Source organism: uncultured Nitratireductor sp. (assembly GCF_913053745.1).
GTDB lineage: Bacteria > Pseudomonadota > Alphaproteobacteria > Rhizobiales > Rhizobiaceae > Nitratireductor.
The window spans coordinates 13,800-36,625 of sequence record NZ_CAJXGF010000025.1 but is presented as its reverse complement, the minus strand read 5'-3'; the positions used below and the strand labels follow the sequence as shown (position 1 = coordinate 36,625).

The 22,826-nt window shown below is 62.0% G+C and carries 23 protein-coding genes and 1 other RNA gene; 14 read left to right on the top strand and 10 right to left on the bottom strand.

Going from position 1 to position 22,826, the window contains the following annotated elements:
* Positions 1-680 (top strand): sulfite exporter TauE/SafE family protein (locus QZ638_RS06395; protein ID WP_295808173.1); only part of this gene is annotated, 680 nt, incomplete at its 5' end.
* Here the strand turns inward: QZ638_RS06395 and QZ638_RS06390 are convergent.
* The 3 genes from QZ638_RS06390 to QZ638_RS06380 all read right to left on the bottom strand — a co-directional run bounded on the left by QZ638_RS06390 (position 646) and on the right by QZ638_RS06380 (position 3,984).
* Positions 646-1,179, bottom strand: coding sequence for a DUF1465 family protein (locus QZ638_RS06390; RefSeq protein WP_295808171.1), 534 nt, complete (start codon positions 1,177-1,179; stop codon positions 646-648). The genes QZ638_RS06395 and QZ638_RS06390 overlap by 35 nt on opposite strands.
* Before the next feature lie 337 nt (positions 1,180-1,516).
* Positions 1,517-3,160 (bottom strand): acyl-CoA synthetase, encoded by a 1,644-nt coding sequence (locus tag QZ638_RS06385; protein ID WP_295808170.1) that lies wholly within the window; start codon positions 3,158-3,160, stop codon positions 1,517-1,519.
* Between the two features lie 50 nt (positions 3,161-3,210).
* Positions 3,211-3,984, bottom strand: a complete 774-nt coding sequence (locus QZ638_RS06380; RefSeq protein WP_295808169.1) for a sulfite exporter TauE/SafE family protein — start codon at positions 3,982-3,984, stop codon at positions 3,211-3,213.
* Positions 3,985-4,265: 281 nt separating this feature from the next.
* Between QZ638_RS06380 and QZ638_RS06375 the strand changes: the two genes are divergently transcribed.
* The 10 genes from QZ638_RS06375 (at position 4,266) to QZ638_RS06330 (ending at position 14,533) form a co-directional block, all read left to right on the top strand.
* Positions 4,266-4,913 carry a thiamine phosphate synthase gene (locus QZ638_RS06375; RefSeq protein ID WP_295808167.1) on the top strand — a complete coding sequence of 216 codons (648 nt, stop codon included), beginning with the start codon at positions 4,266-4,268 and terminating at the stop codon, positions 4,911-4,913.
* Positions 4,914-4,915: 2 nt separating this feature from the next.
* Entirely contained in the window at positions 4,916-5,938 is a 1,023-nt protein-coding gene (locus QZ638_RS06370) for a tetratricopeptide repeat protein (RefSeq protein WP_295808166.1), read from the top strand.
* Positions 5,939-6,050: 112 nt separating this feature from the next.
* Complete coding sequence (gene efp, locus QZ638_RS06365) at positions 6,051-6,614, top strand: elongation factor P (protein ID WP_295808165.1); 564 nt, start codon at positions 6,051-6,053, stop codon at positions 6,612-6,614.
* 42 nt (positions 6,615-6,656) lie between these two features.
* Positions 6,657-7,460, top strand: a complete 804-nt coding sequence (locus QZ638_RS06360) for an inositol monophosphatase family protein (RefSeq protein WP_295808163.1) — start codon at positions 6,657-6,659, stop codon at positions 7,458-7,460.
* A 202-nt stretch (positions 7,461-7,662) separates the two neighbouring features.
* Positions 7,663-8,673, top strand: coding sequence for a MotA/TolQ/ExbB proton channel family protein (locus tag QZ638_RS06355; protein ID WP_295808162.1), 1,011 nt, complete (start codon positions 7,663-7,665; stop codon positions 8,671-8,673).
* 1 nt (position 8,674) lies between these two features.
* Positions 8,675-9,706 (top strand): peptidoglycan -binding protein, encoded by a 1,032-nt coding sequence (locus QZ638_RS06350; protein ID WP_295808161.1) that lies wholly within the window; start codon positions 8,675-8,677, stop codon positions 9,704-9,706.
* 88 nt (positions 9,707-9,794) lie between these two features.
* Positions 9,795-11,279: a carboxypeptidase M32 gene (locus QZ638_RS06345; RefSeq protein WP_295808160.1), complete on the top strand. Its 1,485-nt coding sequence runs from the start codon at positions 9,795-9,797 to the stop codon at positions 11,277-11,279.
* Positions 11,280-11,358: 79 nt separating this feature from the next.
* Positions 11,359-13,014 (top strand): FAD-binding dehydrogenase, encoded by a 1,656-nt coding sequence (locus tag QZ638_RS06340; RefSeq protein WP_295808159.1) that lies wholly within the window; start codon positions 11,359-11,361, stop codon positions 13,012-13,014.
* A gap of 68 nt (positions 13,015-13,082) precedes the next feature.
* Entirely contained in the window at positions 13,083-13,763 is a 681-nt protein-coding gene (locus tag QZ638_RS06335; protein ID WP_295808157.1) for a GntR family transcriptional regulator, read from the top strand.
* 80 nt (positions 13,764-13,843) lie between these two features.
* Entirely contained in the window at positions 13,844-14,533 is a 690-nt protein-coding gene (locus QZ638_RS06330) for a nitroreductase family protein (RefSeq protein WP_295808156.1), read from the top strand.
* A gap of 203 nt (positions 14,534-14,736) precedes the next feature.
* Here the strand turns inward: QZ638_RS06330 and QZ638_RS06325 are convergent, their stop codons facing one another.
* Complete coding sequence (locus tag QZ638_RS06325) at positions 14,737-16,554, bottom strand: ABC transporter transmembrane domain-containing protein (protein WP_295808155.1); 1,818 nt, start codon at positions 16,552-16,554, stop codon at positions 14,737-14,739.
* A gap of 205 nt (positions 16,555-16,759) precedes the next feature.
* Between QZ638_RS06325 and rpmE the strand changes: the two genes are divergently transcribed.
* Positions 16,760-16,981, top strand: a complete 222-nt coding sequence (gene rpmE / locus QZ638_RS06320) for a 50S ribosomal protein L31 (RefSeq protein WP_007007091.1) — start codon at positions 16,760-16,762, stop codon at positions 16,979-16,981.
* 49 nt (positions 16,982-17,030) lie between these two features.
* Here the strand turns inward: rpmE and QZ638_RS06315 are convergent, their stop codons facing one another.
* Positions 17,031-17,342 (bottom strand): SelT/SelW/SelH family protein, encoded by a 312-nt coding sequence (locus QZ638_RS06315; protein WP_295808154.1) that lies wholly within the window; start codon positions 17,340-17,342, stop codon positions 17,031-17,033.
* A 65-nt stretch (positions 17,343-17,407) separates the two neighbouring features.
* The gene (locus tag QZ638_RS06310; RefSeq protein ID WP_295808152.1) at positions 17,408-18,157 is read right to left on the bottom strand and encodes a YebC/PmpR family DNA-binding transcriptional regulator; all 750 of its coding nucleotides are present in this window, start codon (positions 18,155-18,157) and stop codon (positions 17,408-17,410) included.
* 150 nt (positions 18,158-18,307) lie between these two features.
* Between QZ638_RS06310 and QZ638_RS06305 the strand changes: the two genes are divergently transcribed.
* Positions 18,308-19,114 carry an MBL fold metallo-hydrolase gene (locus tag QZ638_RS06305; RefSeq protein WP_295808151.1) on the top strand — a complete coding sequence of 269 codons (807 nt, stop codon included), beginning with the start codon at positions 18,308-18,310 and terminating at the stop codon, positions 19,112-19,114.
* A 3-nt stretch (positions 19,115-19,117) separates the two neighbouring features.
* Here QZ638_RS06305 and QZ638_RS06300 read toward each other — a convergent pair whose 3' ends face one another.
* The 4 genes from QZ638_RS06300 to ssrS form a co-directional block, all read right to left on the bottom strand.
* Positions 19,118-19,885, bottom strand: a complete 768-nt coding sequence (locus tag QZ638_RS06300) for a TerC family protein (RefSeq protein ID WP_295808149.1) — start codon at positions 19,883-19,885, stop codon at positions 19,118-19,120.
* A 68-nt stretch (positions 19,886-19,953) separates the two neighbouring features.
* On the bottom strand, positions 19,954-20,778 hold the full coding sequence (locus QZ638_RS06295; RefSeq protein ID WP_295808148.1) for a YmdB family metallophosphoesterase: 825 nt from the start codon (positions 20,776-20,778) through the stop codon (positions 19,954-19,956).
* Positions 20,779-20,842: 64 nt separating this feature from the next.
* Positions 20,843-21,424, bottom strand: coding sequence for a 5-formyltetrahydrofolate cyclo-ligase (locus QZ638_RS06290; protein ID WP_295808146.1), 582 nt, complete (start codon positions 21,422-21,424; stop codon positions 20,843-20,845).
* Between the two features lie 106 nt (positions 21,425-21,530).
* Positions 21,531-21,687: non-coding RNA, 6S RNA (ssrS, locus tag QZ638_RS06285), on the bottom strand.
* A gap of 227 nt (positions 21,688-21,914) precedes the next feature.
* Between ssrS and QZ638_RS06280 the strand changes: the two genes are divergently transcribed.
* A complete protein-coding gene (locus QZ638_RS06280; protein WP_295808145.1) occupies positions 21,915-22,751 on the top strand; it encodes a MoxR family ATPase in 837 nt (278 codons plus the stop codon).
* Positions 22,752-22,826: the final 75 nt, after the last annotated feature.

The following is a 22,826-nucleotide window of genomic DNA, read 5'->3' as shown; positions in this document are numbered from 1 at the left end:
TCGCGGGCGCGCTCTACGACCCGGTGACGGCGGTGGTCCTGCTCGTCATTATCGATTCGCTGCCCACGCTTCCGGTGGCGCTGCCCGTGGTGAAACTCGCGCGTTGGCGCGAGGTCCTGCCGGTCCTGGCCGGACTCGCGCTTTTCGTTCCGCTCGGCGTCTACATCCTCAAAAACGGTGACGAAACCGTTTTGCGCTGGGCGATCTGCGTCATCATCCTGGCCTGCGCGCTCACCTTGCGCAGCGGCTGGCGCTATCACGGGCCGCGCAGCCTGCCGCTGTCCTTCGGCATCGGCGGGATTGCCGGAACGCTTTCAGGGATTGCCGCTATCCCCGGCCCGCCCGTCATCATCTATTGGATGGCCTCCACGCTTCCGGTCGCGGTCGTGCGCGCCAATCTGATGACATTGTTCCTGATTTCCGAAATGTTTTCCGCAGGCAGCCTTTGGGCCGCCGGACTGTTCGAGCAGCCGCGCGTCATGCTGGGGGTGCTAATGATCCCGCCATATATGCTCAGTCTGCTCGTCGGTGGAAAACTCTATGGCATTGCCAGCGACAGGACCTATCGCCGCATCGCCTTCACGCTCATCATCGCATCGGCCCTGATCGCGCTGCCGCTTACCGAAATGCTGTTTCAGTGGCTGATCAGCGGTGGCCGAACGCTGTTTTCAGAAGGGTGATCTGTTCGAACACCGGATTGTTGCCGAAAAGCTCGGCCTCTTCGGCCTGCGGCGGGGCACCGCCGTAGACTTCCTCATCCATACGCCGCACCAGATCCTGCAGGCGCATGGAGCGCATGACGAGGCTGCGGAATTTCTCGGGGAGGTCTGGCCAGCCCGAGGCCTGTTCCTGCGGGGAATGGGTGTCGAGACGCACTTTGGATTTCTCGGCCGCCACCTGCTCGCGCGTCATCTCGCCGGAATTGGCGGCACGCTGCAGCAAAAGCCAGGAGGCAAGCTGCATCAGACGGGTTGTCAGGCGCATGGATTCGGCGGCGTAGAGCGCCGACCCGGCGGGGGTGAGATGCTTGGCCTCGGCCCGTCCCTCCCCATCAAGATACTCGGCAGCCTCCTCAACCAGGCTCATGCCCTGGTTGTACAGAGGTTTGAACGAATCCGAGAACACACGATGCTCGGCCAACTTGATCGTGGTCGCGCGACCGTTCCCGCTTTCAATCATTGTGCTTACGCCCCACCAAATTCGATATTTCCGGCCACCGCCGGCTGATGCGTTCAATCACAAGTAAGCCTGACTCTCAATGCCAGGAGCTCAATGCAAGGATGGGCCTGTGCACAGCTGTTGGCAAGTTCTTCCTTAACGAAGGGTTAATACTCAATTTGGTCAAAAAAAGAGCCGCAAAGGCGGCTCTCAGGAGTTTAAACAGGGAGGCGTCAAACAGAATGGCTCCAGCCACTCGGTAAGAATCCAGATCACTGGATGCACACAGTAAACGCACGTAAAGCTTAATGCATGGTTAACAAAGACGCATATTCTTGAATCGAATACCGGCGGTCCGCTAAAGCGTCCGCGCCTGATCCCGCAGTCTGAATTTCTGGATCTTTCCCGTCGAAGTCTTTGGAATCTCGGAGAAAACAACAATTCTCGGACATTTGAAATGCGCCAGCAAAGCGCGGCAATGCTGGATGATTTCTTCAGCGGTGGCACTCTTGCCGGGCTTGAGTTCAACGAATGCGATGGGGGTCTCTCCCCATTTTTCGTCCGCCTTGGCCACGACGCCGCAGGCCGCGATGGCAGGGTGTTTGTAGAGCGCCTCCTCCACCTCTATGGACGAAATGTTCTCGCCGCCGGAAATGATGATGTCCTTCGAGCGATCCTTGAGCTGAATGTAGCCATCGGGATGCATCACGCCGAGATCGCCCGAATGGAACCAGCCGCCGGCGAACGCCTCGTCCGTCGCCGCCTTGTTCTTTAGATAACCCTTCATGACGATGTTGCCGCGGAACATGACCTCGCCGATGGTCTCCCCGTCCGGCGGCGTCTCGGTCATCGTCGCCGGATCCATCACGGTCAATCCTTCGAGCGCGGCATAGCGCACACCCTGGCGCGCCTTGCGCGCGGCTTGGCTGCCGCCGTCGAGCGCGTTCCACTCCCCCTTCCACTCGTTGACCACAGCCGGGCCATAGGTCTCCGTCAGCCCGTAGAGATGCGTCACGGCAAACCCCGCTTCGGCCATCGCCGAGAGCACGGTTTCGGGCGGCGGCGCTGCAGCCGTGTTAAAGATCACGGTATGCGAGAAATCCCGTTTCTGCTTATCCGGCGCGTTGAGCAGCGCCGACATAACGACCGGTGCGCCGCACAAATGCGTCACCCCATGATCGGCGATCGCGTCATACATCGGTTTCGCACGCACCCAACGCAGGCACACATGCGTGCCGGCGGTCAGCGCCAAAGTCCAGGGGAAACACCAGCCGTTGCAGTGAAACATCGGCAGGGTCCAAAGATAGACAGACCCGCGTGTCAGCGCGGCATGCACCGTGTTGGCATATGCCATCAACGCCGCTCCCCGGTGGTGATAGACAACCCCCTTGGGATTGCCCGTCGTGCCGGAGGTGTAATTCAGTGCAATGGCGTCCCATTCGTCGTCCGGCATCGCCCAGGCGAAAGCCGCATCCCCCGAAGCAACGAACGCCTCGTAATCGGCCGCGCCGATGCGCTCTCCCTTCGGATAGGGTGCATCGTCGGCATATTCGGGATCGTCGTAGTCGATGACCAGCGGCTTGACCGCGGCCAGCGCCAGCGCCTCCTTCATCACGCCGGAAAACTCCCGGTCGACAATGACCACCCTGCTCTCCGCATGGTCGAGCTGGAAAGCGATGATCGCCGCATCGAGCCGCGTGTTGAGCGAATGCAGAACCGCCTGCGTCATCGGCACGGCGTGATGCGCCTCCAGCATTGGCGGTGTGTTGGACAGCATCACCGTCACGGTATCGCCCTTGCCGATACCATGGCGGGCAAGGGCCGAGGCGAGTTTCACCGAGCGTTCCCAGAACATTGCATAGGTGAGACGCTGGCTGCCGTGAATGATCGCCACCTCATCGGGGAACACCTTCGCGGCGCGTTCCAGAAGCACAAGCGGCGTCAGGGGCTGGTGGTTGGCGGGGGTCTTGTCGAGATCCCGCTCGAAAGAATTGCCGGTCACAGATGTCCTCCCGCTGTTTTTCGTCTTTTAAGCACAGGCTCTCGAATCCGTCACCATCCCATCAGATCCGAGACACCGTCGTGCATGAGTTTCAGCGATACGATGAGAACCATGAAGTACATGAACGGATAGAAGACCGTCGGTTTCATCCGCTTGATCACCCATACGCCGGCGAACGTGGCGAGCGGCGCAAGCGGTATCAGGATAAACGACGCCGTCAGGTTCGAGCGGTCGAACTGCCCGAGCGCGAAATAGGGTATGAGTTTGACTGCGTTGACGATGGCGAAGAAAACCACGCTCGTGCCTGTGTAAACCCGTGGATCCCGCCCGAGCGGAAGCGCATAGATCTGGTAAGGCGGGCCGCCCGCATGGGCGACAAAACTGGTGAAGCCGGCGACACCGCCCCAGAACGTACCGCGCGGACGGCTGTGACTGACGACGCGCGTATGCCCGGCCACCTTCTCGAACGCCCAGCGCAGAAAGAAGGCGAACGTCACCAGACCGACGATCAGACGCACATGCCCTTCGGTCACCACCGCAGCCGTCGCCCAGCCGATGGCGATACCCAACGCCGCACCCGGCAGCATGATGGACAGCGTCTTGCGGTCCATGAAGCCGCGCCAGGCCCATAACGAAACCATGTCCATGACAATGAGTATCGGCAGCAGAATCGCCGCCGCCTGAACCGGCGAAACCACCAGCGAGAGCATCGGCACACCGAGCAGCGCCATCGCACCGCCGAATCCTCCTTTCGAAAGGCCCACGAGGATAACGGCAGGAATCGCGGCAAGGTAAAATGCTGGATCGGAAAGGAGTGAAGTCATGAACATCGTCTGGATCGCCCGATAACCGGGCGCGGAGAGTCATAGTCCCATTGCGCGCCCTTGGCGAGCATCTGATAGGAAAGGCTCAATTTTGCTTGTTCATCCCCCTGCGCTTCGTCTATGCCGCATTCAAACCAAATTGACGGATCAGAAACGAACTCGTGGTTTGCTTTCGGCATTTGCATCCGGTCCGTATCGATCGCGGGGTCGACACTGAGCGGGTATCGAATGTCAAATTCATCGCACAGGGTCGGTTTCGTCGAGACGCCAGGAGTTGTGACATGACCAATCGCTGCCGCCTCGTGCTGATTGCGCCGCCGCCCGAGCTGGCCGCCAACGACGAGGCGCATCTGGAAGCCGCACTCGCCGCCGGCGATGTCGCCTCGCTCATCATTCCCGATTACGGGCAGGACGAGGTGAGCTTTCAGGCGCGCGCCGAACGTCTCACGCCCATTGCCCAGGCGCGCAACGTCGCTGTCATGATCGCCGGTGCCCCGCGCATCGCCGCGCGCGTCAAAGCGGATGGCATTCATGTCGACGGTACCTTGGAAGAACTCGCAGACGTTCTCGAGAAATACCGGGACAGCATGATGATCGGCGCCGGTGGCGTGAAGACCCGTGACGATGCTCTGCAGCGCGGCGAATTGCAGCCCGACTATCTGTTCTTCGGACGCTTCGGCTATGACAACAAGCCCGAGCCACACCCGCGCAACCTAACGCTCGGCACCTGGTGGTCGGAGATGGTGGAGATCCCCTGCATCGTGATGGGCGGCGACGCCGTCTCCTCGGCGGAGCCCGTCGCCGGGAGCGGCGCGGATTTCATCGCGCTTTGCGCGGCCGTTTTCGCCGATGATACAGATGCCGCCGACGCCGTCGCGGGAGCCAACGCCATTCTCGACAAAATCGCGCCGCAGTTCGAAGGAGCCTGATTATGCGCGCACGCCTCCAGCCGGTCTCGCTCCTTGCGGCCGCCTTGTGCGGGCTCGCCGCAAACGCCTTCGCGGCCGGCGGCGCGGAACCGGAGATGGCAGCTCCCAATGCGCCGCTCGCCGACCGGCTGCAACCACCCGGCGAGCGCCCTCTTGCGGCCCCCACGGTGGATCAAGTCGATCCCGGCCGCTTCGGCACGCTGCCCGACGCGGCCTACGGCGCATTCCAGCGAGGCTATTACATCACCGCACACAATCTCGCCCTGCCGCGCGCAAAATCCGGCGATGCGGCGGCGCAAACGCTCGTCGCGGAGATTTACGCCCGCGGCCTCGGCATGCCCCGCAGCGCGGAGAAAGCAGCGGAATGGTACTCCAAGGCGGCGCAACAAGGCGTTCCCGAAGCACAGTTTCAGTATGCGTTGATGCTGCTCGACGGAAACTTCGTCGAGCAGGACACCGACCGCGCCTTCGCGCTCATGCAGGTCGCCGCCGACAAGAGCAATCGGCTCGCCCAGTTCAACCTCGCTCAGATGATCCTCGACCGGCAGTCGAGCTTCGACAGCCAGAAAAGGGCGGTGGGCTATTACGAGAAAGCCGCCAACGCCGGTCTGGCGGATGCGCAATACGCCATGGCCCAGGTCTACGCCAACGGATTCGGCGGGCGACAGGCCGACGACAAGGTGGCCCGCAACTGGCTGGAGAGATCGGCAAGAAAGAACTTCGACACCGCGCAACTCGATCTGGGCACGTGGCTTGTCGAGGGTCGTGGCGGCGCACGCGATACGCAAGCCGGCTTCGGTTGGCTCAAGCGCGCAGCCGAGGGCGGCAATGTCGCGGCACAGAACCGACTGGCCAAACTCTATCGTGCCGGCGTCGGCACGGCCCCCGACACGATCGAAGGGGCTGCCTGGTATGTTTCGGCGCGCCGAGCCGGATTGATCGACCCGGCCATGGAAGACTTCCTCGCCGGCCTCACGGCGGAAGAAATGAAGGAAGCCATTCAGCGCGCGAATCGGTTGCGCTAGGATTTTTCGGCCGGACCAGACCGCCGCATGGCTTGCCTTGGAGGGCGTTTTATGGTCTTGGAAGCGCCAAATTGCGCGCCATCCGACGCTTGAGAATCGCAGGACGATCCATATGAAAATCAACGGCAACGAAATCCGCCCCGGCAACGTCATCGAGCACAATGGCGGCCTCTGGGTCGCGGTGAAGACCAACGCAGTGAAGCCCGGCAAGGGCGGTGCCTACAATCAGGTCGAACTCAAGAATCTGATCGACGGCACCAAACTCAACGAGCGCTTCCGCGCTGCGGAAACGGTGGAGCGCGTTCGCCTCGAGCAGAAAGACTTCAGCTTTCTTTACGCGCAGGACGATTCGCTGGTCTTTATGGACTCGGAAACATACGAACAACTCGAACTTCAGAAGGATTTCGTCGGCGACCGCGCCGCATTCCTGCAGGACGGCATGACCGTGACCGTGGAACTCTATGAGGAAAAGCCGATCGGCATCTCTCTGCCCGATCAGGTCACGCTTGAGATCGCTGAGGCCGATCCGGTCGTTAAGGGCCAGACGGCCGCGTCCTCCTACAAGCCCGCGGTCCTGGAAAACGGCGTACGCGTCATGGTGCCGCCTTTCATCGAAGCCGGCGAAAAGATCGTCGTCGACACCAACGAACTCACCTATCTGCGCCGCGGCGAATAACCCGGCGCATCCGCGAAACACACTTACGAAAGCTCATACCCCATGGCCCGTTCGGCGATCATCAATGTCATGGTTCAGGCTGCCATGAAGGCAGGCCGTTCCCTCGCGCGCGATTTCGGCGAGGTGCAGAACCTGCAGGTTTCGCTCAAGGGGCCGGGCGACTATGTGAGCCAGGCCGACCGAAAGGCGGAAGACATCATTCACGCCGAGCTGTCGCGTGCCCGTCCCGGTTACTCTTTCCTGATGGAGGAGAGCGGCACCGTTGACGGCGATGATCCGCAGCACCGCTGGATCGTCGATCCGCTCGACGGCACCACCAATTTCCTGCATGGCATCCCGATCTTCTCGATCTCCATCGCCCTGGAGCGTCAGGGCCAGATCGTCGCCGGCGTGATCTACAATCCGGCCATGGACGAGCTCTACACCGCCGAGCGCGGCGGTGGTGCGTTCCTCAACGACCGCCGCCTGCGCGTTGCGGCACGCACCAGGCTCTCCGACACCGTCGTCGGCACGGGAATTCCGCATCTGGGGCGGGGCCACCACGGCACCGCCCTGTTCGACCTGCGCAACGTCATGGGCGAAACGGCGGGCATCCGCCGGCTCGGTTCGGCCGCCCTCGACCTCGCTTATGTGGCGGCGGGCCGTATGGACGGTTACTGGGAAGATGCGCTTTCGCCGTGGGACGTTGCGGCCGGCATCATTCTGGTGCGCGAGGCCGGCGGTTTCGTCAGCGATAAGACCGGCGGAGACCAGATGTTCGACACAGGCCAGATCGTTGCCGGAAACGAAGCCATCCACCGGGCCTTGTTGAAAACATTGGCCAAGCCGGCACCCAAGAAGGCCTGACTTCGGCCCGCCCGATCATACGACGACCGAATGAAGCACCCGCGTCGAAAGCCACGCGGGCGCGCGTTTCCCATAACGGAAAGCTGATGCTTTCATGACGGTATGCTGGGCCCGGCTTTCAATTTCGTCATATTTACGATTAGAATCCCGCGCGATACAGGAATCAATACTGGTTCTGCATCGCAATGGATACGAGGAGCTGATGGCCTTGCTGAAATCGCGTGAGGACGACGAACCATCCGTTGGGCTTGACTACGACCCGCACACACTGTCGAGCCCGCAAGTCTTCCTCTACTCCATGCTCGTGTTTCTGGCGATTGCCGGGTTCGTGGCCGCCATTCTTTACCGACAGATCGCCTCCGCCTTCCAGACCAATCCCGGCCTCAACGGGCTCATTCTCGGCGTTCTCCTGATCGGCATCCTGCTCGCTTTCATGCAGGTCATTCGCCTCTTTCGCGAAGTGCGATGGGTCAACTCGTTTCGCGCCGGCACCGAGGCATCGGATCCGGTTCTGCTGGCACCGATGAAGGCGCTCTTGAGCCGGGCCTCCTCCATGGCGTTGTCGACGAGCTCGATGCGCTCGATCCTCGACTCCATCGCCACACGTCTCGATGAAAGCCGTGACATCTCGCGCTACCTGATCGGTCTTCTGGTCTTCCTCGGCCTGCTCGGCACCTTTTGGGGCCTGTTGCAGACGATCGGTTCCATCGGCGACACAATCCAGTCTCTCGACCCCGCCTCCGGCAATGCCAACGACGTTCTGGACGCTCTGAAATCCGGCCTTTCCGCTCCGTTGGAGGGCATGGGAACGGCGTTCTCATCCTCGCTTTTCGGCCTGTCCGGTTCTCTGATACTGGGCTTTCTCGATCTTCAGGCTGGCCGCGCGCAGAACCGTTTCTACACTGAACTTGAAAACTGGCTTTCCTCCGTCACCGACCTGAGTTCGGACCTTGCAGAAGGCCGAAACGGCGCCTCCGAGGAGATGCAGCAACTGGCCGACAAACTGCGCGCCGTACAGGAGGACGGTACATCCAATCCGCGTCTCACCGCCTCCATGGCCAATCTGGCCGAGGGCATTTCCGGCCTCGTGAAGAACATGCGCCAGGAGCAGCAGATGATGCGCGACTGGGTGGAAGCCCAGGCAGAGGAACAGAAGGCCATGCGCTCCACGCTCGAGAAGCTTTCCGCGGCGTTGAAGAAGCGGGACAGCTGACATGGCGCTGGCCCGCGCACGCCGAACAGATCGCAGGGTCGATTACTGGCCGGGTTTCGTCGATGCGATGGCGACGCTTCTGCTCGCCATCATGTTTCTGCTCTCGGTCTTCGTTCTCGCGCAGTATTTCCTGAGTCAGGAAATCACCGGCAAGGATGCCGTGCTCGACCGCCTGAACGCGCAGATCAACGAGCTGACCCAGCTTCTCGCACTGGAGCAGGCCAACAGCCAGGATGCCGAAGACACCATCGCCAGCCTGCGCGCCTCGCTGGAAGACATTCGCGCCGACCGTTCCCGGCTCGAGCAGCTTCTGGCCAGCGGCAGCGGCCAGAGCGAACAAGCCGAGGCTCGCATCGGCGAGCTTTCCGGCGAGCTCGACGAGGAGCGCCAGGTCAGTCAACGCGCGCTCTCGCAGGTGGAATTGCTCAATCAGCAGATTTCGGCGCTGCGCAAGCAGATCGGCGCGTTGGAGGCTGCACTTGAGGTTTCGGAGGCGCGCGACCGCGAATCCCGCACCAAGATCGCCGATCTCGGCCGGCGCCTGAACGTGGCGCTGGCCCAGCGCGTGCAGGAACTGAACCGCTACCGTTCCGACTTCTTCGGCCGCCTGCGCGAGATACTCTCCGATCGCGAGAATATCCGCATCGTCGGCGACCGTTTCGTGTTCCAGTCTGAGGTCCTTTTCCCCTCCGGCGCGACGGAGATCAATCCGAACGGCCGCGAGGAAATGCGCAAACTCGCGGACGCCATTCTCGAGTTGCAGGAAGAGATCCCGCCGGAGATCAACTGGGTGCTGCGCGTCGACGGGCACACGGACGACGTACCGCTTTCGGGCACAGGGCGTTTCCGCGACAATTGGGAGCTTTCGACGGCACGTGCCACCGCGGTGGTCAAGTTCCTCATCGAAAACGGCGTACCGGCCAACCGGCTCGTCGCCGCCGGTTTCGGGGAATACCAACCGCTCGACACCGAGGATACGGTCGAGGCCCGCGCCCGCAACCGCCGCATCGAGCTGAAGCTCACCGAACGCTGACCGTCCTTACGGCAGGGCAACCGCCCTTGCCCTTCACATCCGGACCGGCGGCCGCCGGTCCCTTTTCACCGTATGACGAGGAACCGGTATGTCCTTTCAGAAACTCGACGAACTCGGCCACAAGGTAGAAGCGCTCGGCCACGCCCTGGCGATCCTCGGCGCGGACGAGGCAACGCACATGGCGCCGGGTGGCGGCGAGGCGCGGGCCGAAGCCATGTCCGCCCTGGCCGGCATGGCACATCGCCAGGCCACCGCGCCCGAAATCGCGGACTGGATTGAGACCGCCGAGCAGGAGGATCTGAATGCCGAGCAGAAAGCGGCAATCGCCGAATTCCGCCGCAATTATGTAAACCTCACCTGCCTGCCCACCGAATTCGTCGAACGCCAGACGCGTACGCGCATGCGCTGCGAGCAGCTTTGGCGCGAGGCCCGCCCGAAGGGCGACTGGGCCGGTTTCCTGCCCGCGCTGGAAGGCGTGATCGAGCTTGCGCGCGAGGAGGCTCGGATGCGTGCCGACGTGCTCGACCTCGCACCCTATGATGCGCTCATGGAGCAGTTCGACCCGGGCAACAGAACGGCCGAAATCGCACCGGTTTTCGAGAATTTAAAAGCGTTTCTCGTCGATTTCGTACCGAAATCCCTCGAAATTCAGAAAAAGAAACGCGAGCAGAATCCTCTGCGCCCGCTTTCCGGAAACTATCCGGTCGAAAGGCAGCGCGAGCTCGGACTGGCCATGATGGCAGCGGTCGGTTTCGACCTGACACGCGGCAGTCTCTCGGTCTCGCATCACCCGTTCTGCGGCGGCGTCCCAACGGATGTCCGCATCACCACGCGCTACCGCACGGACGAATTTCTCTCCTCCCTTATGGGCATTCTGCACGAGACCGGCCATGCGCTCTACGAGCAGAACCTGCCGCATGCATGGGCGCACTGGCCGCTCGGCAAGGCGCGGGGCATGGCCATGCACGAAAGCCAGAGCCTGTTCGTCGAAAAGCAGATCGGTCGCAATCCCGCCTTCTGGGAGTGGGCGCTGCCGGTGGTGGAAAGACATCTCGGCGAAAAATGGTCCAGGGACGAAATCCTCGCCCATGTGCACCATGTCGAACGCGGGCTGATCCGCGTCGACGCCGACGAGGTGACCTACCCGCTGCACGTGATTCTGCGTTTCGAGCTGGAGCAGATGCTGATTTCCGGCGAACTTGAAGCCAAGGATCTGCCGGTAGCCTGGGATGAGAAAATGAAGACCTATCTCGGCCTGTCGACCGTCGACACGCCGCAGGACGGCCCCATGCAGGACGTGCACTGGCCGTCCGCCGCTTTCGGCTATTTCCCTTCCTACACGCTCGGCGCGATGATCGCGGCGCAGCAATGGTCGGCGATCAAGAAGGACATTCCCAATGTGAACGAACAGTTCGCGCTGGGCCAGTTCGACGCGGTGAACGACTGGCGACGCGACAGGATCTGGTCGCAGGCCTCGCTTTGGTCGACACCCGAATTGATCGAACGCGCGACAGGCGAACCTCTCAACGCGGAGCATTTCCAAAAGCACCTCGAAGAGCGCTACGGAGAATAAGCGTTCCAACAGCGTTCAAACGCCACTTGCCCGCCTCCGCAAAGCGGCCGACACTAGCCCGGCCGCTTTGGGAGGAGACATGGCTGAGAAATTCGATGCAATCGTCGTGGGCGCGGGCCTTGCAGGATTGGTGGCGGCGGCTGAACTGGCGGATGCCGGCAAACGCGTCGCGGTGCTGGAACAGGAGGGCGAGAACGCGCTCGGCGGACAGGCATTCTGGTCGCTTGGGGGGCTTTTCTTCGTCGACAGTCCCGAGCAGCGACGCATGCGTATCGCCGACAGCCGCGACCTCGCCCTGCAGGACTGGATGGGCTCGGCGCAATTCGACCGGGAAGAAGATTTCTGGCCGCGCAAGGTGGCCGAAGCCTATATCGATTTCGCCGCCGGCGAAATGCGCCCATGGCTGCACGCCATGGGCATGCGCTGGTTTCCCGTGGTGGGCTGGGCGGAACGTGGCGGCAGTCTTGCCGACGGGCATGGCAATTCCGTGCCGCGCTTCCACATTACCTGGGGCACCGGCCCCGGCGTGGTGGAACCTTTCGCGAAACGGGTTCTGGCGCATGGAAAAGCCGGCCGAATTGCCTTGAAATTCCGCCATCGGGCGAACCGGCTTGTCCGCAGCAGTGGCGCGATCGCAGGCGTCGCCGGCGAAATCCTGGAACCCTCCACCGTCGAGCGCGGCCAGAAATCCGGACGCGAGAGCGTTGGCGAGTTCGCATTCTCGGCCGCCGCCGTGATTGTCGCCTCCGGCGGGATCGGCGGCGACCTGAACCTGGTGCGCAAAAACTGGCCCACGAAGCGGCTCGGTCCCGCGCCGAAAACGATGATCTCCGGCGTGCCGCATCACGTCGACGGGCGCATGATCGGCATTGCAAGAAAAGCAGGCGCGGCGACCATCAACACCGACCGCATGTGGCACTACACCGAGGGCGTGAAGAACTGGGCTCCCATCTGGCCCGATCACGGCATCCGCATTCTGCCCGGTCCCTCATCCCTGTGGTTCGACGCGGAGGGCAACCGCCTGCCCGTCCCCTGTATGCCGGGCTTCGATACGCTTTCGACGCTGAAACACATTCTTGGAACCGGATACGACTATTCCTGGTTCGTACTGACCCAGAAGATCATCGAGAAGGAATTTGCGCTTTCGGGCTCCGAGCAAAATCCGGATCTGACGTCGAAGCGCTGGATGGAGGTGTTGAAGAGTCGGCGCGGCAAAGGCGCGCCGCCGCCCGTGGAAGCCTTCAAGGACAAGGGAGAGGACTTCATCGTTCGCGACGATCTGAAATCGCTGGTGGACGCCATGAACGGGCTGGCCGGCGAGCCGCGGATCGACCATGACCGGCTCAAGGCGCAGATTGACGCGCGAGACCGTGAGATCGGCAATCCCTTCTCCAAGGATGCACAGGTGACCGCCATTCGCGGTGCGAGAGCCTATCTCGGCGACAGGCTTGTGCGCACGGCAAAGCCACACAAGATTCTCGATCCGACCAACGGGCCGCTGATCGCGGTGCGGCTGCACATCCTCACCCGCAAAACGCTGGGAGGCCTGCACACCAACCTCGACAGTCAGGTTCTGGATGCGGACGGCGAACCGATCCCCGGTTTGTACGCTGCCGGTGAAGCAGCAGGTTTCGGCGGCGGCGGCTATCACGGCTACAACGCGCTCGAAGGCACTTTCCTTGGTGGCTGCATCTTTTCCGGACGCAATGCCGGGCGGCATGCGGGCGGGGGTTGAGTCCATCTCCCGCACGGCAGCGTCGGACGGGCTTGTCAGACAATCGGCTTTCGGCACACTCTCCCTTCATGGAAGAGACCGATTCCCGCTCCACCGTCGAAACCGTCGCCAACGCGGTAACGGACGCCGTGCGCACTGGGCGGCTGGTGCCCGGCCAGAGATTGACCGAAAGCGAGTTCACCAACAGGCTTGGCGTTTCTCGCTCATCCGTGCGCGAGGCTTTTCGTCGTCTGACAGCAGATGGGCTCCTGTCCTCGGAACCGCATCGCGGTGTCGCGGTGCGGCAGCTTTCACGCCCCGAGGTGGACAATCTGTTTCAGGTGCGCGGTGCCCTCGAAGCCCTCGCGGTCAAACTCTCATTGCCCACGCTTCATCAAGCCCCCGCCCCAATGGTTGCGCTCCAGCGCGAACTGAATGCCGCAACCGATGAGGGCGACATGAACCGGTTTTCGGAGCTCAACGGACGATTCCACCGTCTGTTTCGCGAAACAGCGGACAATCCGCTCCTCAACGAGACGCTCACGCGGCTTTCCAACTCGCTCTACTGGTTGCAATTCCGCGTTCTGGTGGACCGTCGACAGGTGTTTGCGACCAACCGTCAGCATCAGCGACTGACGCATTGCGTCGAAGCCAATGACGCGCTGGGCGCAGAAGCGGCGATGCTCGATCACGTGGAAACCGCAAGACGTCTTATCCAGTGCCTTCCGGACGATCACTTCGCCGCGACACCGGCTAACACGCCGGGTTGAGCGACGATATGCCTTGACGTGGCTTCGATTTATCTAGATTGTCCGACAATATTATCGGACAAATTGGAGGAAACGTCCGCATGAGCGCCCATCCGACGCCGAACTATCGTCCCATCCCCTTGCCGGACTACAGGGAACTTCCGCTCGAGGAGATGCGCGCACGGGCGCAGGCCTTCTACGACGAGATCCGCACCCGGCACACGGTGCGCGATTTCTCCACCCGACCCGTGCCGCGCGACATCGTCGAGACTTGCATCAGGGCAGCCGGAACGGCGCCGAACGGTGCAAATCATCAACCCTGGCATTTCGCGGTGATCGGCGACCCGGCGGTGAAGAAGCGGATTCGCGAAGCGGCCGAAGTCGAGGAGAAAGCCTTCTATGAGGGTCGCGCTGGCGAAGAATGGCTCCAGGCACTCGCCCCGCTCGGCACGGATGCGAGCAAGCCGTTTCTGGAGGAGGCCCCATGGCTGATCTGTATTTTCGGCGAACGCCGCAGCCGTTCCGCCGACGGTGTGAAGCGCAAGAATTATTATGTGCCGGAATCGGTGAGCATCGCGACCGGGTTTCTCATTGCCGCACTGCACAGGGCGGGCCTGGCAACGCTCACGCACACACCGAATCCGATGCGTTTTTTGAACGAGCTATGCGGCCGCGATCCGCATGACAAACCCTATATTCTGATGGTGGTCGGCTACCCGAAAGAGGGCGCGACCATTCCAGAGCACGCGATGGAAAAGAAGCCGCTCGAAGACATCGCCACGTTCCTCTGAAACGTGAAGAAATCCGCTCAGCGGCGCCGTCCTCTCCCTGAGGCATCGGAAAGGCGCCGATGAACATGGAGGGTCCAGCCTGAGCGATCGACAACGGGGCTCGTGCCGACCCGCCACGGCTGAAATGGCAAGACACTTCGCTCTTCCGTCATGCCCGGGACGACTGCGCCCGTGTCCCCTCCGGGCCCAGTATGCCGCCATCTCTATTCGGCGGCATCTCCGAACGCATCCATGCCGGCCTCGAACTGGAGACTTGCAAGTTTGGCGTATACCCCTCCCTCGGCAACGAGTGCGGCATGGGTGCCCTCCTCGACAATACGCCCCTCTTCCATGACCAGAATGCGGTCGGCTTTCAAAACGGTCGACAGACGGTGCGCGATAACCAGTGTCGTGCGCCCCTTCATCAGATGTTCGAGCGCCTGCTGCACCAAGGTCTCGCTCTGCGAGTCCAGCGCGGAAGTGGCTTCGTCCAGAAGCAGGATCGGCGCATCCCGCAGGATGGCACGGGCAATCGCCATTCGCTGGCGCTGACCGCCCGACAGCGTAACGCCGCGCTCGCCCACCGGCGTGTCGTAACCGTCCGACAGCTCGCTGATGAAATCGTGCGCCAGCGCCGCCTTGGCCGCCGCTTCGATTTCAGAACGTGTGGCGTCCGGTCGGCCGAAGGCGATGTTCTCCGCAGCGCTTGCGGCAAAGATGGTGACGTCCTGCGGCACCACCGCCATGCGGGCGCGCAAAGCCTGCGGATCGGCCGCGCGCGCATCGACGCCGTCCACCCGCACCACGCCGGAATCGGGATCGTAATAGCGCAACAGCAGCGAGAAGACCGTGGTTTTGCCCGCCCCGGAAGGGCCGACGATGGCAACCGTTTCGCCTGGCTGCACGGCAACGGAAAGGCCGTGAAGCGCCGAACGGTCGGGACGCGTCGGATAGGCGAATGAAACATTCTCGAAGGCCACCGCGCCGCACGCGGGCTCCGGCAGCGCAACCGGATCGGTCGGTGCCGTAATGGCCGGTTCCTCCGCCAGAAGCTCGCTCATGCGCTCGGCGGCGCCGGCGGCCTGGGAAAGCTCCCCCCACACCTCCGACAGCGCGCCCAGAGCTCCGGCGGCGAGCACCGAGTAAAGCAGGAACTGCCCCAATGTCCCCGGCGTCATCGCGCCCGCAAGCACATCGCGCGAACCGAACCACAAAACCGCCACGACCGAACTGAAAGTCATGAAGATGGCGAAGAAGGTGAGAAAGGACCGGGCAAAAATGGAGGCCCGCGCAGCCTCGAACGCGGTCTCGATGGCTCCGGAGAATTTCCTGCGCACCGTCGTCTCGCCGGTAAAGGCCTGCAGGGTGCGCATCGCGCCGATCTGCTCGCCGGCATAGGCGGTTGCATCGGCCAATGTGTCCTGCGCGAAGCGCGACCGGCGCCGCACCGACCGGCCGAACGCCGCCAGCGGCAGGACGATGACGGGAATTGCCGCCACGACGAGCAGCGAGAGCCTCGGGCTGGTGACGACCATCATACCAACCGCCCCCAACCCCATGATCACATTGCGCAACGCCTGGGAGATCGTTGCTCCGACGGCGGATTTGACCTGGGTGGCATCGGCGGAGATACGCGCCACGATCTCGCCGGACTGAACCGCGTCGAAAAATCCGGGAGAAAGGCGCGTGACATGATCGAACACATCGCGCCGAAGATCGCTAACCACCCGCTCGCCAAGCGTGATAACGAAGAAATACCGCCCCGCCGAAGCCGCCGCCAGGACGGCCGCAACCACGATCAGCATCGAGAAATAGTTGGCGATGAAGACGGAATCGGATTCGGAAAAGCCGTTATCGATCATGCGACGCACGGCGAGCGGCAGCGTGAGCGTCGCCATGGCGGCGAGCACCAGAAAGAAAAGCGCGGCAAGAGCAAGGCCGCGATAACGCCCGATATAGGGCAACAGACGCCGCAGCGGTTTCAGCGACCGGCGCTTCGCCGCCTGCTGCCTCTCTTCGGACGCCCCATGCGCGCGCGCCATCCTCTGCCCCTTTTTCACATCATGTCCGGGAGCGGCAATTTGTGCGCCGCTCGAGTCTTGTCTTGTCGCCGCACCTGATGTATAGGCTCGCCAACCAATTCCGAAGCCGTAGCCTTCCTTGGCCGCGGCTTCAAGTTTTCAGGATGGGTGCAATTGCCGCAAGTGCGGATCGAGTTGTTACCCCGACCAAATTCAGGACAAGCCGATGAAAGCCGATATTCATCCCGACTATCACACGATCAAGGTCGTCATGACGGACGGCACCGAGTATGAAACCCGCTCCACCTGGGGCAAGGAAGGCGACACGCTGCAGCTCGATATCGACCCGTCCACGCATCCGGCTTGGACCGGCGGTCAGCAGTCTCTGATGGACCGCGGCGGCCGCGTGTCCAAGTTCAAGCAGCGCTACCAGGGCCTCGGCATCTAAAGCGTTCCACGGCCGGCGCGAATGCCGCGGCAGTGTTGAGAAACCCGCCTCACGAAGGCGGGTTTTTTGTTGCCGTCTCGCTTTGAGCCCGATCGATGTGGCCTAGATCGCGTTCGGGGTCGATTACGTCGCGCACGCGCTGCTTCAGCGTCTTCGCGTCCGGAAAGCCGCCATCGCGCTTGCGTTCCCAAATAAGGACGCCATCGCAGGTGATTTCGAAGATGCCGCCCGTGCCCGGGCGCAACGCCACCTCGCCGAGCTCCGTGGAAAAGGTGGAGAGAAGCTCCTGCGCGAGCCATGCGGACCGCAGAAGCCATTGGCATTGGGTGCAATAGGTAATCGAAACGCGATGATGTTTCACGCCAACCAGTCCTTTGCTGCTCTCCCGCGTGCCTACGTCCGGCAAAATGTCCGGCACGAACCCAATCAGGCTGCGCTGAGCTTTGCCAGCGTTTCGTCGTCCACCTCGAAATTGGCGTAAACGTTCTGCACGTCGTCGTCGTCTTCGAGCGTGGCGATCAATTTGAGGATCGATTGGGCGCGTTCCTCGTCGACCGGCGTGCCGGTCTGCGGACGCCAGATCGCCTTGACGGATTCGGCCTCGCCGAGCGCTTCTTCCAGCGCCGTGGTGACATCGCCGATGTCCTCGAAGGCGCATGTGATCACATGGCCGTTTTCGTCCGATTGCACATCCTCGGCGCCGGCCTCGATGGCCGCTTCCATGATGGTGTCGGCATTGCCAGCCTCCGCCGGGTAAATAATCTCGCCCACCCGATCGAACATGAAGGCGACGGAGCCGGTTTCGCCCAGCGATCCGCCGGCCTTGGTAAAGGCGGCGCGGATGTTCGAGGCGGAACGATTTCGGTTGTCGGTCAACGCCTCGACGATGACCGCGACACCGCCTGGACCGTATCCCTCGTATCGCACCTCGTCGTAATTCTCCGCATCGCCCCCCGAAGCCTTCTTGATGGCGCGCTCGATATTGTCCTTGGGCATGGACTGGGCCTTGGCATTCTGGATGGCCAGGCGCAGCCGCGGATTCATCCCCGGATCGGGCAGTCCCATCTTGGCCGCAACGGTGATTTCACGGGCCAGCTTGGAAAACATCTTCGAGCGAACGGCATCCTGCCGGCCCTTGCGGTGCATGATGTTCTTGAATTGGGAATGACCGGCCATGGGGCTCCTTCTCACGGTCTTTTGAAAGCAACGGAATAACGGGGCCTTATAGTGAAAATGCCGGCCAACGTCCAGAACCGCGCGACGCCGGACATGGCGCATTGACGCGCTTTACCGTACCATGGGTTCTTGCTCACACGGGAGATGCCAATGAACGCCTTCCGACTGACCGCCGCCTTACTGACGTTCCTGATAACGCCATTCGCCGCCGCCTGGGCACAGACCGAGCGACCGAGCACCTGCCTCGCCATGGCACAGGCCCTGCCGGACGTGATCTACGCCTCGCTGACAATGCCCACCGCTGCAAGCGCCGGGTCGGTGGAGATCACCTATGCGGGACATTCCACCTATGTCATCGAGACGCCAGCCGGCGTGACCATCGCCACGGACTTTTCAGGCGCCTACGGTGCAAATCCGCTACCGCGCGTCGTCACCATGAACAAGGCGCACGGCACCCATTTCACGCGCAATCCGGATCCGGCCATCGAGCATGTTCTGCCGGGCTGGAACCCGGATGGCGGGCCGGCCAAACATTCGCTTCTGGTGGAGGACGTCTATATCCGCAACGTGACAACCGACATCCGCCGCTACGGCGCGATGGAGCCGGATGCCAATTCCATATTCATCTTCGAGGTGGCGGGCCTGTGCATCGGCCATCTGGGCCATCTGCATCACCGGTTGGAGAATCCGCACTATGCGGCAATCGGACGGCTCGACGTGCTGATGGTGCCGATCGACGGCGGATTGACGCTTTCGCTCGACGGGATGAGCGAGATCGCGCGCCGGCTGTCCTCTTCGGTCATTCTGCCCATGCACCGGCATGCCACCCCGCTCAGCGCCTTCACCGGCCGCATGGGGGAAGGGTTCGAACTGGACTTCCGCGAGGGGCGGACGATCACCGTGGCATTGGACAATCTACCTCGGCGACCGACCATCGTGATCCTGGACGGGGTGTAACGCCTATTCGGCAGCCCCGTCCGTAAGCGCCTTGTCCCGCGCCCGCTTGCGCCGAGCCATCATGTTGAGCCCCTCGACCAGGGCCGAGAAGCCCATGGCCGCGTAGATGTAGCCCTTGGGCACATGGAAGCCCATGCCGTCGGCGATCAGCGTCATGCCGATCATCAAGAGGAAGGCGAGCGCCAGCATGACCACGGTCGGGTTGGCGGCAATGAAACGCGAAAGCGGTTCGGCGGCGATCAGCATCACGGTGACGGCCGAGATAACGGCGATGAACATGATGGCGATTTCGTCCGTCATGCCGACGGCGGTGATGATGGAATCGATGGAAAAGACCAGATCGAGCAGCAGGATCTGAGCGATGGCCGCGCCGGCCGTCATCGTGACCTTGCCCATCATGTTTTCCTTACCATCGTCGGGATCGACCGAATGGTGGATTTCCTTTGTCGCCTTCCAGACCAGGAAGAGACCGCCGGCAATGAGGATCAGATCGCGCCAGGAAAAGCCATGGCCGAACAGTTGGAACACCGGCTCGGTCAATTGCACGATGATGGAAATGGTGGCGAGCAAGGCCAGCCGCAGGATCAGCGCCGCGCCGATGCCGATGCGCCGGGCACGCGCCTGCTGCTCCTTGGGCAGCTTGTTGGTGAGAATGGAAATGAAAATCAGATTATCGATGCCGAGAACGATCTCCAACACCACCAGGGTCACCAGTGCGACCCAGGCTTGCGGATTGGAGACAAACTCGAAGTGACCGGCAAGCCATTCCATCACAGCACCCCTCGCTGGCAAATGTTCAAAAAAATCGTTTCCAGAGTTATGCGCCGCCGCGCCCAGCGTCAACGCCAGAAGGCGGGAACCGTTTCCTCGAGCCGCGGCCCAAGCCGCAGCGGAGCGATCTTCTCGCAAAGGCCCGTGCGGTCGGAAATCTCCAGCCCGACGCCGCACACGGTGGCGGGACCGGAGGCCGCCTCGAAGCGCCCCTTGGGCACCTTGGCGGTGAAGCGGTTGAGCGGCTCTTCCTTATCCATGCCGAGCGACGAATCGTAATCACCGCACATGCCTGCATCCGACAGGTAGCCCGTGCCTCCGTTCAGAATCTGGTGATCGGCAGTCGGCTGATGCGTATGCGTTCCGACGACGAGGCTCGCGCGACCATCGACGAAATGGCCGAAACACATTTTCTCGGATGTCGCCTCGGCATGGAAGTCGAGAATGACGGCATCGGCCTGATCGCCCAGCGGACAGATCGCCAGAACATCTTCGACACAGGCGAAGGGATCGTCGAGTTCGGGATGCATGAAGACCCGCCCCATGATGTTGGAGACGAGAACCCGCGCGCCGTTGCGCGCCACATAAACACCCGACCCACGACCCGGCGTGCCCTTGGGAAAGTTTGCAGGCCTCAGAAAGCGCTCTTCGCGCGGGGCGAACGTCAGCGCTTCCCGCTGGTCCCACACATGATTGCCCGTCGTCACCACATCGGCGCCAGCATCGAGCGTCGCGCGGAAAATCTCCTCCGTGATGCCGAAGCCACCTGCCGCATTCTCTCCATTGACCACCACGAAATCCAACCGGAAATCGGAAATCAGGCCGGGAAGCTGCTCCCAAACCGCCGTGCGGCCGGCGCGGCCGACCATATCGCCAAGAAACAAAAATCTCATGAGCCGCTTCTAAGCAATTTGCTTACAAGTGAAAACCGGAAATCCGCCATGAACGCGCGCTTCCTCACGTATCGCCGAAACGTCGCAAGCCGCTTTCGGTGAGCAACTCGAAAAGCGGTTCGTCATGCGGTTCGTCCGGCACCCGATCCACCTCCTGGCAGTCGAAGGCAATACCGATCAGGCGCGGCGCGCGCCCTTTCGCCTTCAGCCGTCCTATGGCCCGGTCATAGTAGCCAGCGCCATAGCCGATACGATGGCCGCGGGCATCGAAAGCGGCAAGCGGCACGAGCATGATGTCGGGATCGAGCACAGCCGCCGTGTCGCTCGGTCCCTGTGTGCCGAACCCCATATCGATCATCGACGTGTCGGCCCGATACTCGCGAAAGACGATGGTTGTCTTGTCGAGAATGGCCGGAAGCCCGATCCGTGCCCCGCGCGCGAAGAGCGCCGCCATAAGCGGACGCACATCCAATTCGGAGCGCATCGGCCAAAAGCCCGAGATCACACTGCCAGCCGCCGGCGCGAGCCCGGCCGCGTGAGCGGCAAGCGCCTGCCCCACTTCGGCGCGCCACGCCGCATCGAGCGCGTCGCGGCGCGCAAGGGCGACCGTACGCAGCTCCTTTTTGAGATCGCGCGCGGTGTTCATGCGCAAACGGAGCCGATTGCGTTGGGGTGAGATTTCGCGAGAGGCATGGAAAAGCACGACATCGCCGCACGATACTGAAGTAGGCTGTCGAGAGGAAGGGAAAGAGTGGCGATCCACGGCGACCGATGGAATACACGATCCCGGGAACCTACAAAGTAGGTGGGCGCCGTGTGGCCAAGCCCACGGGCGAGACCAGGGACAGCTCCCTTAAGGATCGATAAGGCCCCGGGGAAAAAGATTCCTGTCGGGAAGCGCAGACCGCATCCGCAATATAGTCTTCCACCTCACGGTTCGCCAGAGGCATTCGCGCACTTGCGCCGGCAAATTTCACCCCATAGATCGCCGTGCGTCCATCCGGACGCAGAGAGGACGATCTAATCTGATGATGAAGCATCGGAATAGCCCGAAAACCGGATTCCACTTTTCGGTCCGATGCTTTAGTTTCGCGGGCGAGTTTCGACCTGAACGAAAGCCCGAAGGACTGGTGCGCATGCATTTCGAAGGCACGGCGGATTACGTCGCCGACAAGGATCTCATGGTGGCCGTGAACGCGGCAATCGCGCTGGAGCGCCCTCTGCTGGTGAAGGGCGAACCCGGCACCGGCAAGACGGAGCTCGCCAAACAGGTGGCGGCAGCGCTCGGACTCGATCTCATCGAATGGCACGTCAAATCCACAACGCGCGCGCAGCAAGGGCTTTACGAATACGACGCCGTCTCGCGTCTGCGCGACAGCCAGCTCGGCGATGAACGCTTCAACGACATCAAGAACTACATCAAGCGCGGCAAGCTGTGGGAGGCCTTCGCCAGCGACCGCAAGACGGTGCTTCTGATCGACGAAATCGACAAGGCCGACATCGAATTTCCCAACGATCTGTTGCAGGAACTCGATAAGATGGAGTTCTTCGTCTACGAAACCGGCGAGACGGTGAAGGCTATCCAACGACCCATCGTCATCATCACCTCGAACAATGAGAAGGAACTACCCGACGCATTTCTGCGCCGCTGCTTCTTTCACTATATCCGCTTCCCCGACGCCGAAACGCTGGCCGACATCGTGGAGGTTCACTACCCCGGCATCAAGAAAAACCTGATTTCTGCGGCACTCGGCCAGTTCTATGAAATCCGCGACGTACCGGGATTGAAGAAGAAACCCTCAACCTCGGAAGCGCTGGACTGGATCAGACTTCTGGTGGCCGACGACGTGGGGCCCGAAGATCTGCGCATGGAGACCAAGAATGCCCTGCCACGCTTGCATGGCGCACTCTTGAAGAACGAGCAGGACGTGCATCTGTTCGAAAAACTCGCCTTCATGGCGCGGCGGCAATAGGCGCAAAACCTTCGCTTTGCTGGCCCTTGTCAGAAACGCAACCGCCATCTGACAGTGCCGGAAACCTGAGGGAGA

Coding starts and splice junctions, on each gene's coding strand:
- QZ638_RS06390 (WP_295808171.1), bottom strand. CDS start 1,179: ATGATTGAAAGCGGGAACGGTCGCGCGACCACGATCAAGTTGGCCGAG.
- QZ638_RS06380 (WP_295808169.1), bottom strand. CDS start 3,984: ATGACTTCACTCCTTTCCGATCCAGCATTTTACCTTGCCGCGATTCCT.
- QZ638_RS06375 (WP_295808167.1), top strand. CDS start 4,266: ATGACCAATCGCTGCCGCCTCGTGCTGATTGCGCCGCCGCCCGAGCTG.
- QZ638_RS06370 (WP_295808166.1), top strand. CDS start 4,916: ATGCGCGCACGCCTCCAGCCGGTCTCGCTCCTTGCGGCCGCCTTGTGC.
- efp (WP_295808165.1), top strand. CDS start 6,051: ATGAAAATCAACGGCAACGAAATCCGCCCCGGCAACGTCATCGAGCAC.
- QZ638_RS06360 (WP_295808163.1), top strand. CDS start 6,657: ATGGCCCGTTCGGCGATCATCAATGTCATGGTTCAGGCTGCCATGAAG.
- QZ638_RS06355 (WP_295808162.1), top strand. CDS start 7,663: ATGGCCTTGCTGAAATCGCGTGAGGACGACGAACCATCCGTTGGGCTT.
- QZ638_RS06350 (WP_295808161.1), top strand. CDS start 8,675: ATGGCGCTGGCCCGCGCACGCCGAACAGATCGCAGGGTCGATTACTGG.
- QZ638_RS06345 (WP_295808160.1), top strand. CDS start 9,795: ATGTCCTTTCAGAAACTCGACGAACTCGGCCACAAGGTAGAAGCGCTC.
- QZ638_RS06340 (WP_295808159.1), top strand. CDS start 11,359: ATGGCTGAGAAATTCGATGCAATCGTCGTGGGCGCGGGCCTTGCAGGA.
- QZ638_RS06335 (WP_295808157.1), top strand. CDS start 13,083: ATGGAAGAGACCGATTCCCGCTCCACCGTCGAAACCGTCGCCAACGCG.
- QZ638_RS06330 (WP_295808156.1), top strand. CDS start 13,844: ATGAGCGCCCATCCGACGCCGAACTATCGTCCCATCCCCTTGCCGGAC.
- QZ638_RS06325 (WP_295808155.1), bottom strand. CDS start 16,554: ATGGCGCGCGCGCATGGGGCGTCCGAAGAGAGGCAGCAGGCGGCGAAG.
- rpmE (WP_007007091.1), top strand. CDS start 16,760: ATGAAAGCCGATATTCATCCCGACTATCACACGATCAAGGTCGTCATG.
- QZ638_RS06310 (WP_295808152.1), bottom strand. CDS start 18,157: ATGGCCGGTCATTCCCAATTCAAGAACATCATGCACCGCAAGGGCCGG.
- QZ638_RS06305 (WP_295808151.1), top strand. CDS start 18,308: ATGAACGCCTTCCGACTGACCGCCGCCTTACTGACGTTCCTGATAACG.
- QZ638_RS06300 (WP_295808149.1), bottom strand. CDS start 19,885: ATGGAATGGCTTGCCGGTCACTTCGAGTTTGTCTCCAATCCGCAAGCC.
- QZ638_RS06295 (WP_295808148.1), bottom strand. CDS start 20,778: ATGAGATTTTTGTTTCTTGGCGATATGGTCGGCCGCGCCGGCCGCACG.
- QZ638_RS06290 (WP_295808146.1), bottom strand. CDS start 21,424: ATGAACACCGCGCGCGATCTCAAAAAGGAGCTGCGTACGGTCGCCCTT.
- QZ638_RS06280 (WP_295808145.1), top strand. CDS start 21,915: ATGCATTTCGAAGGCACGGCGGATTACGTCGCCGACAAGGATCTCATG.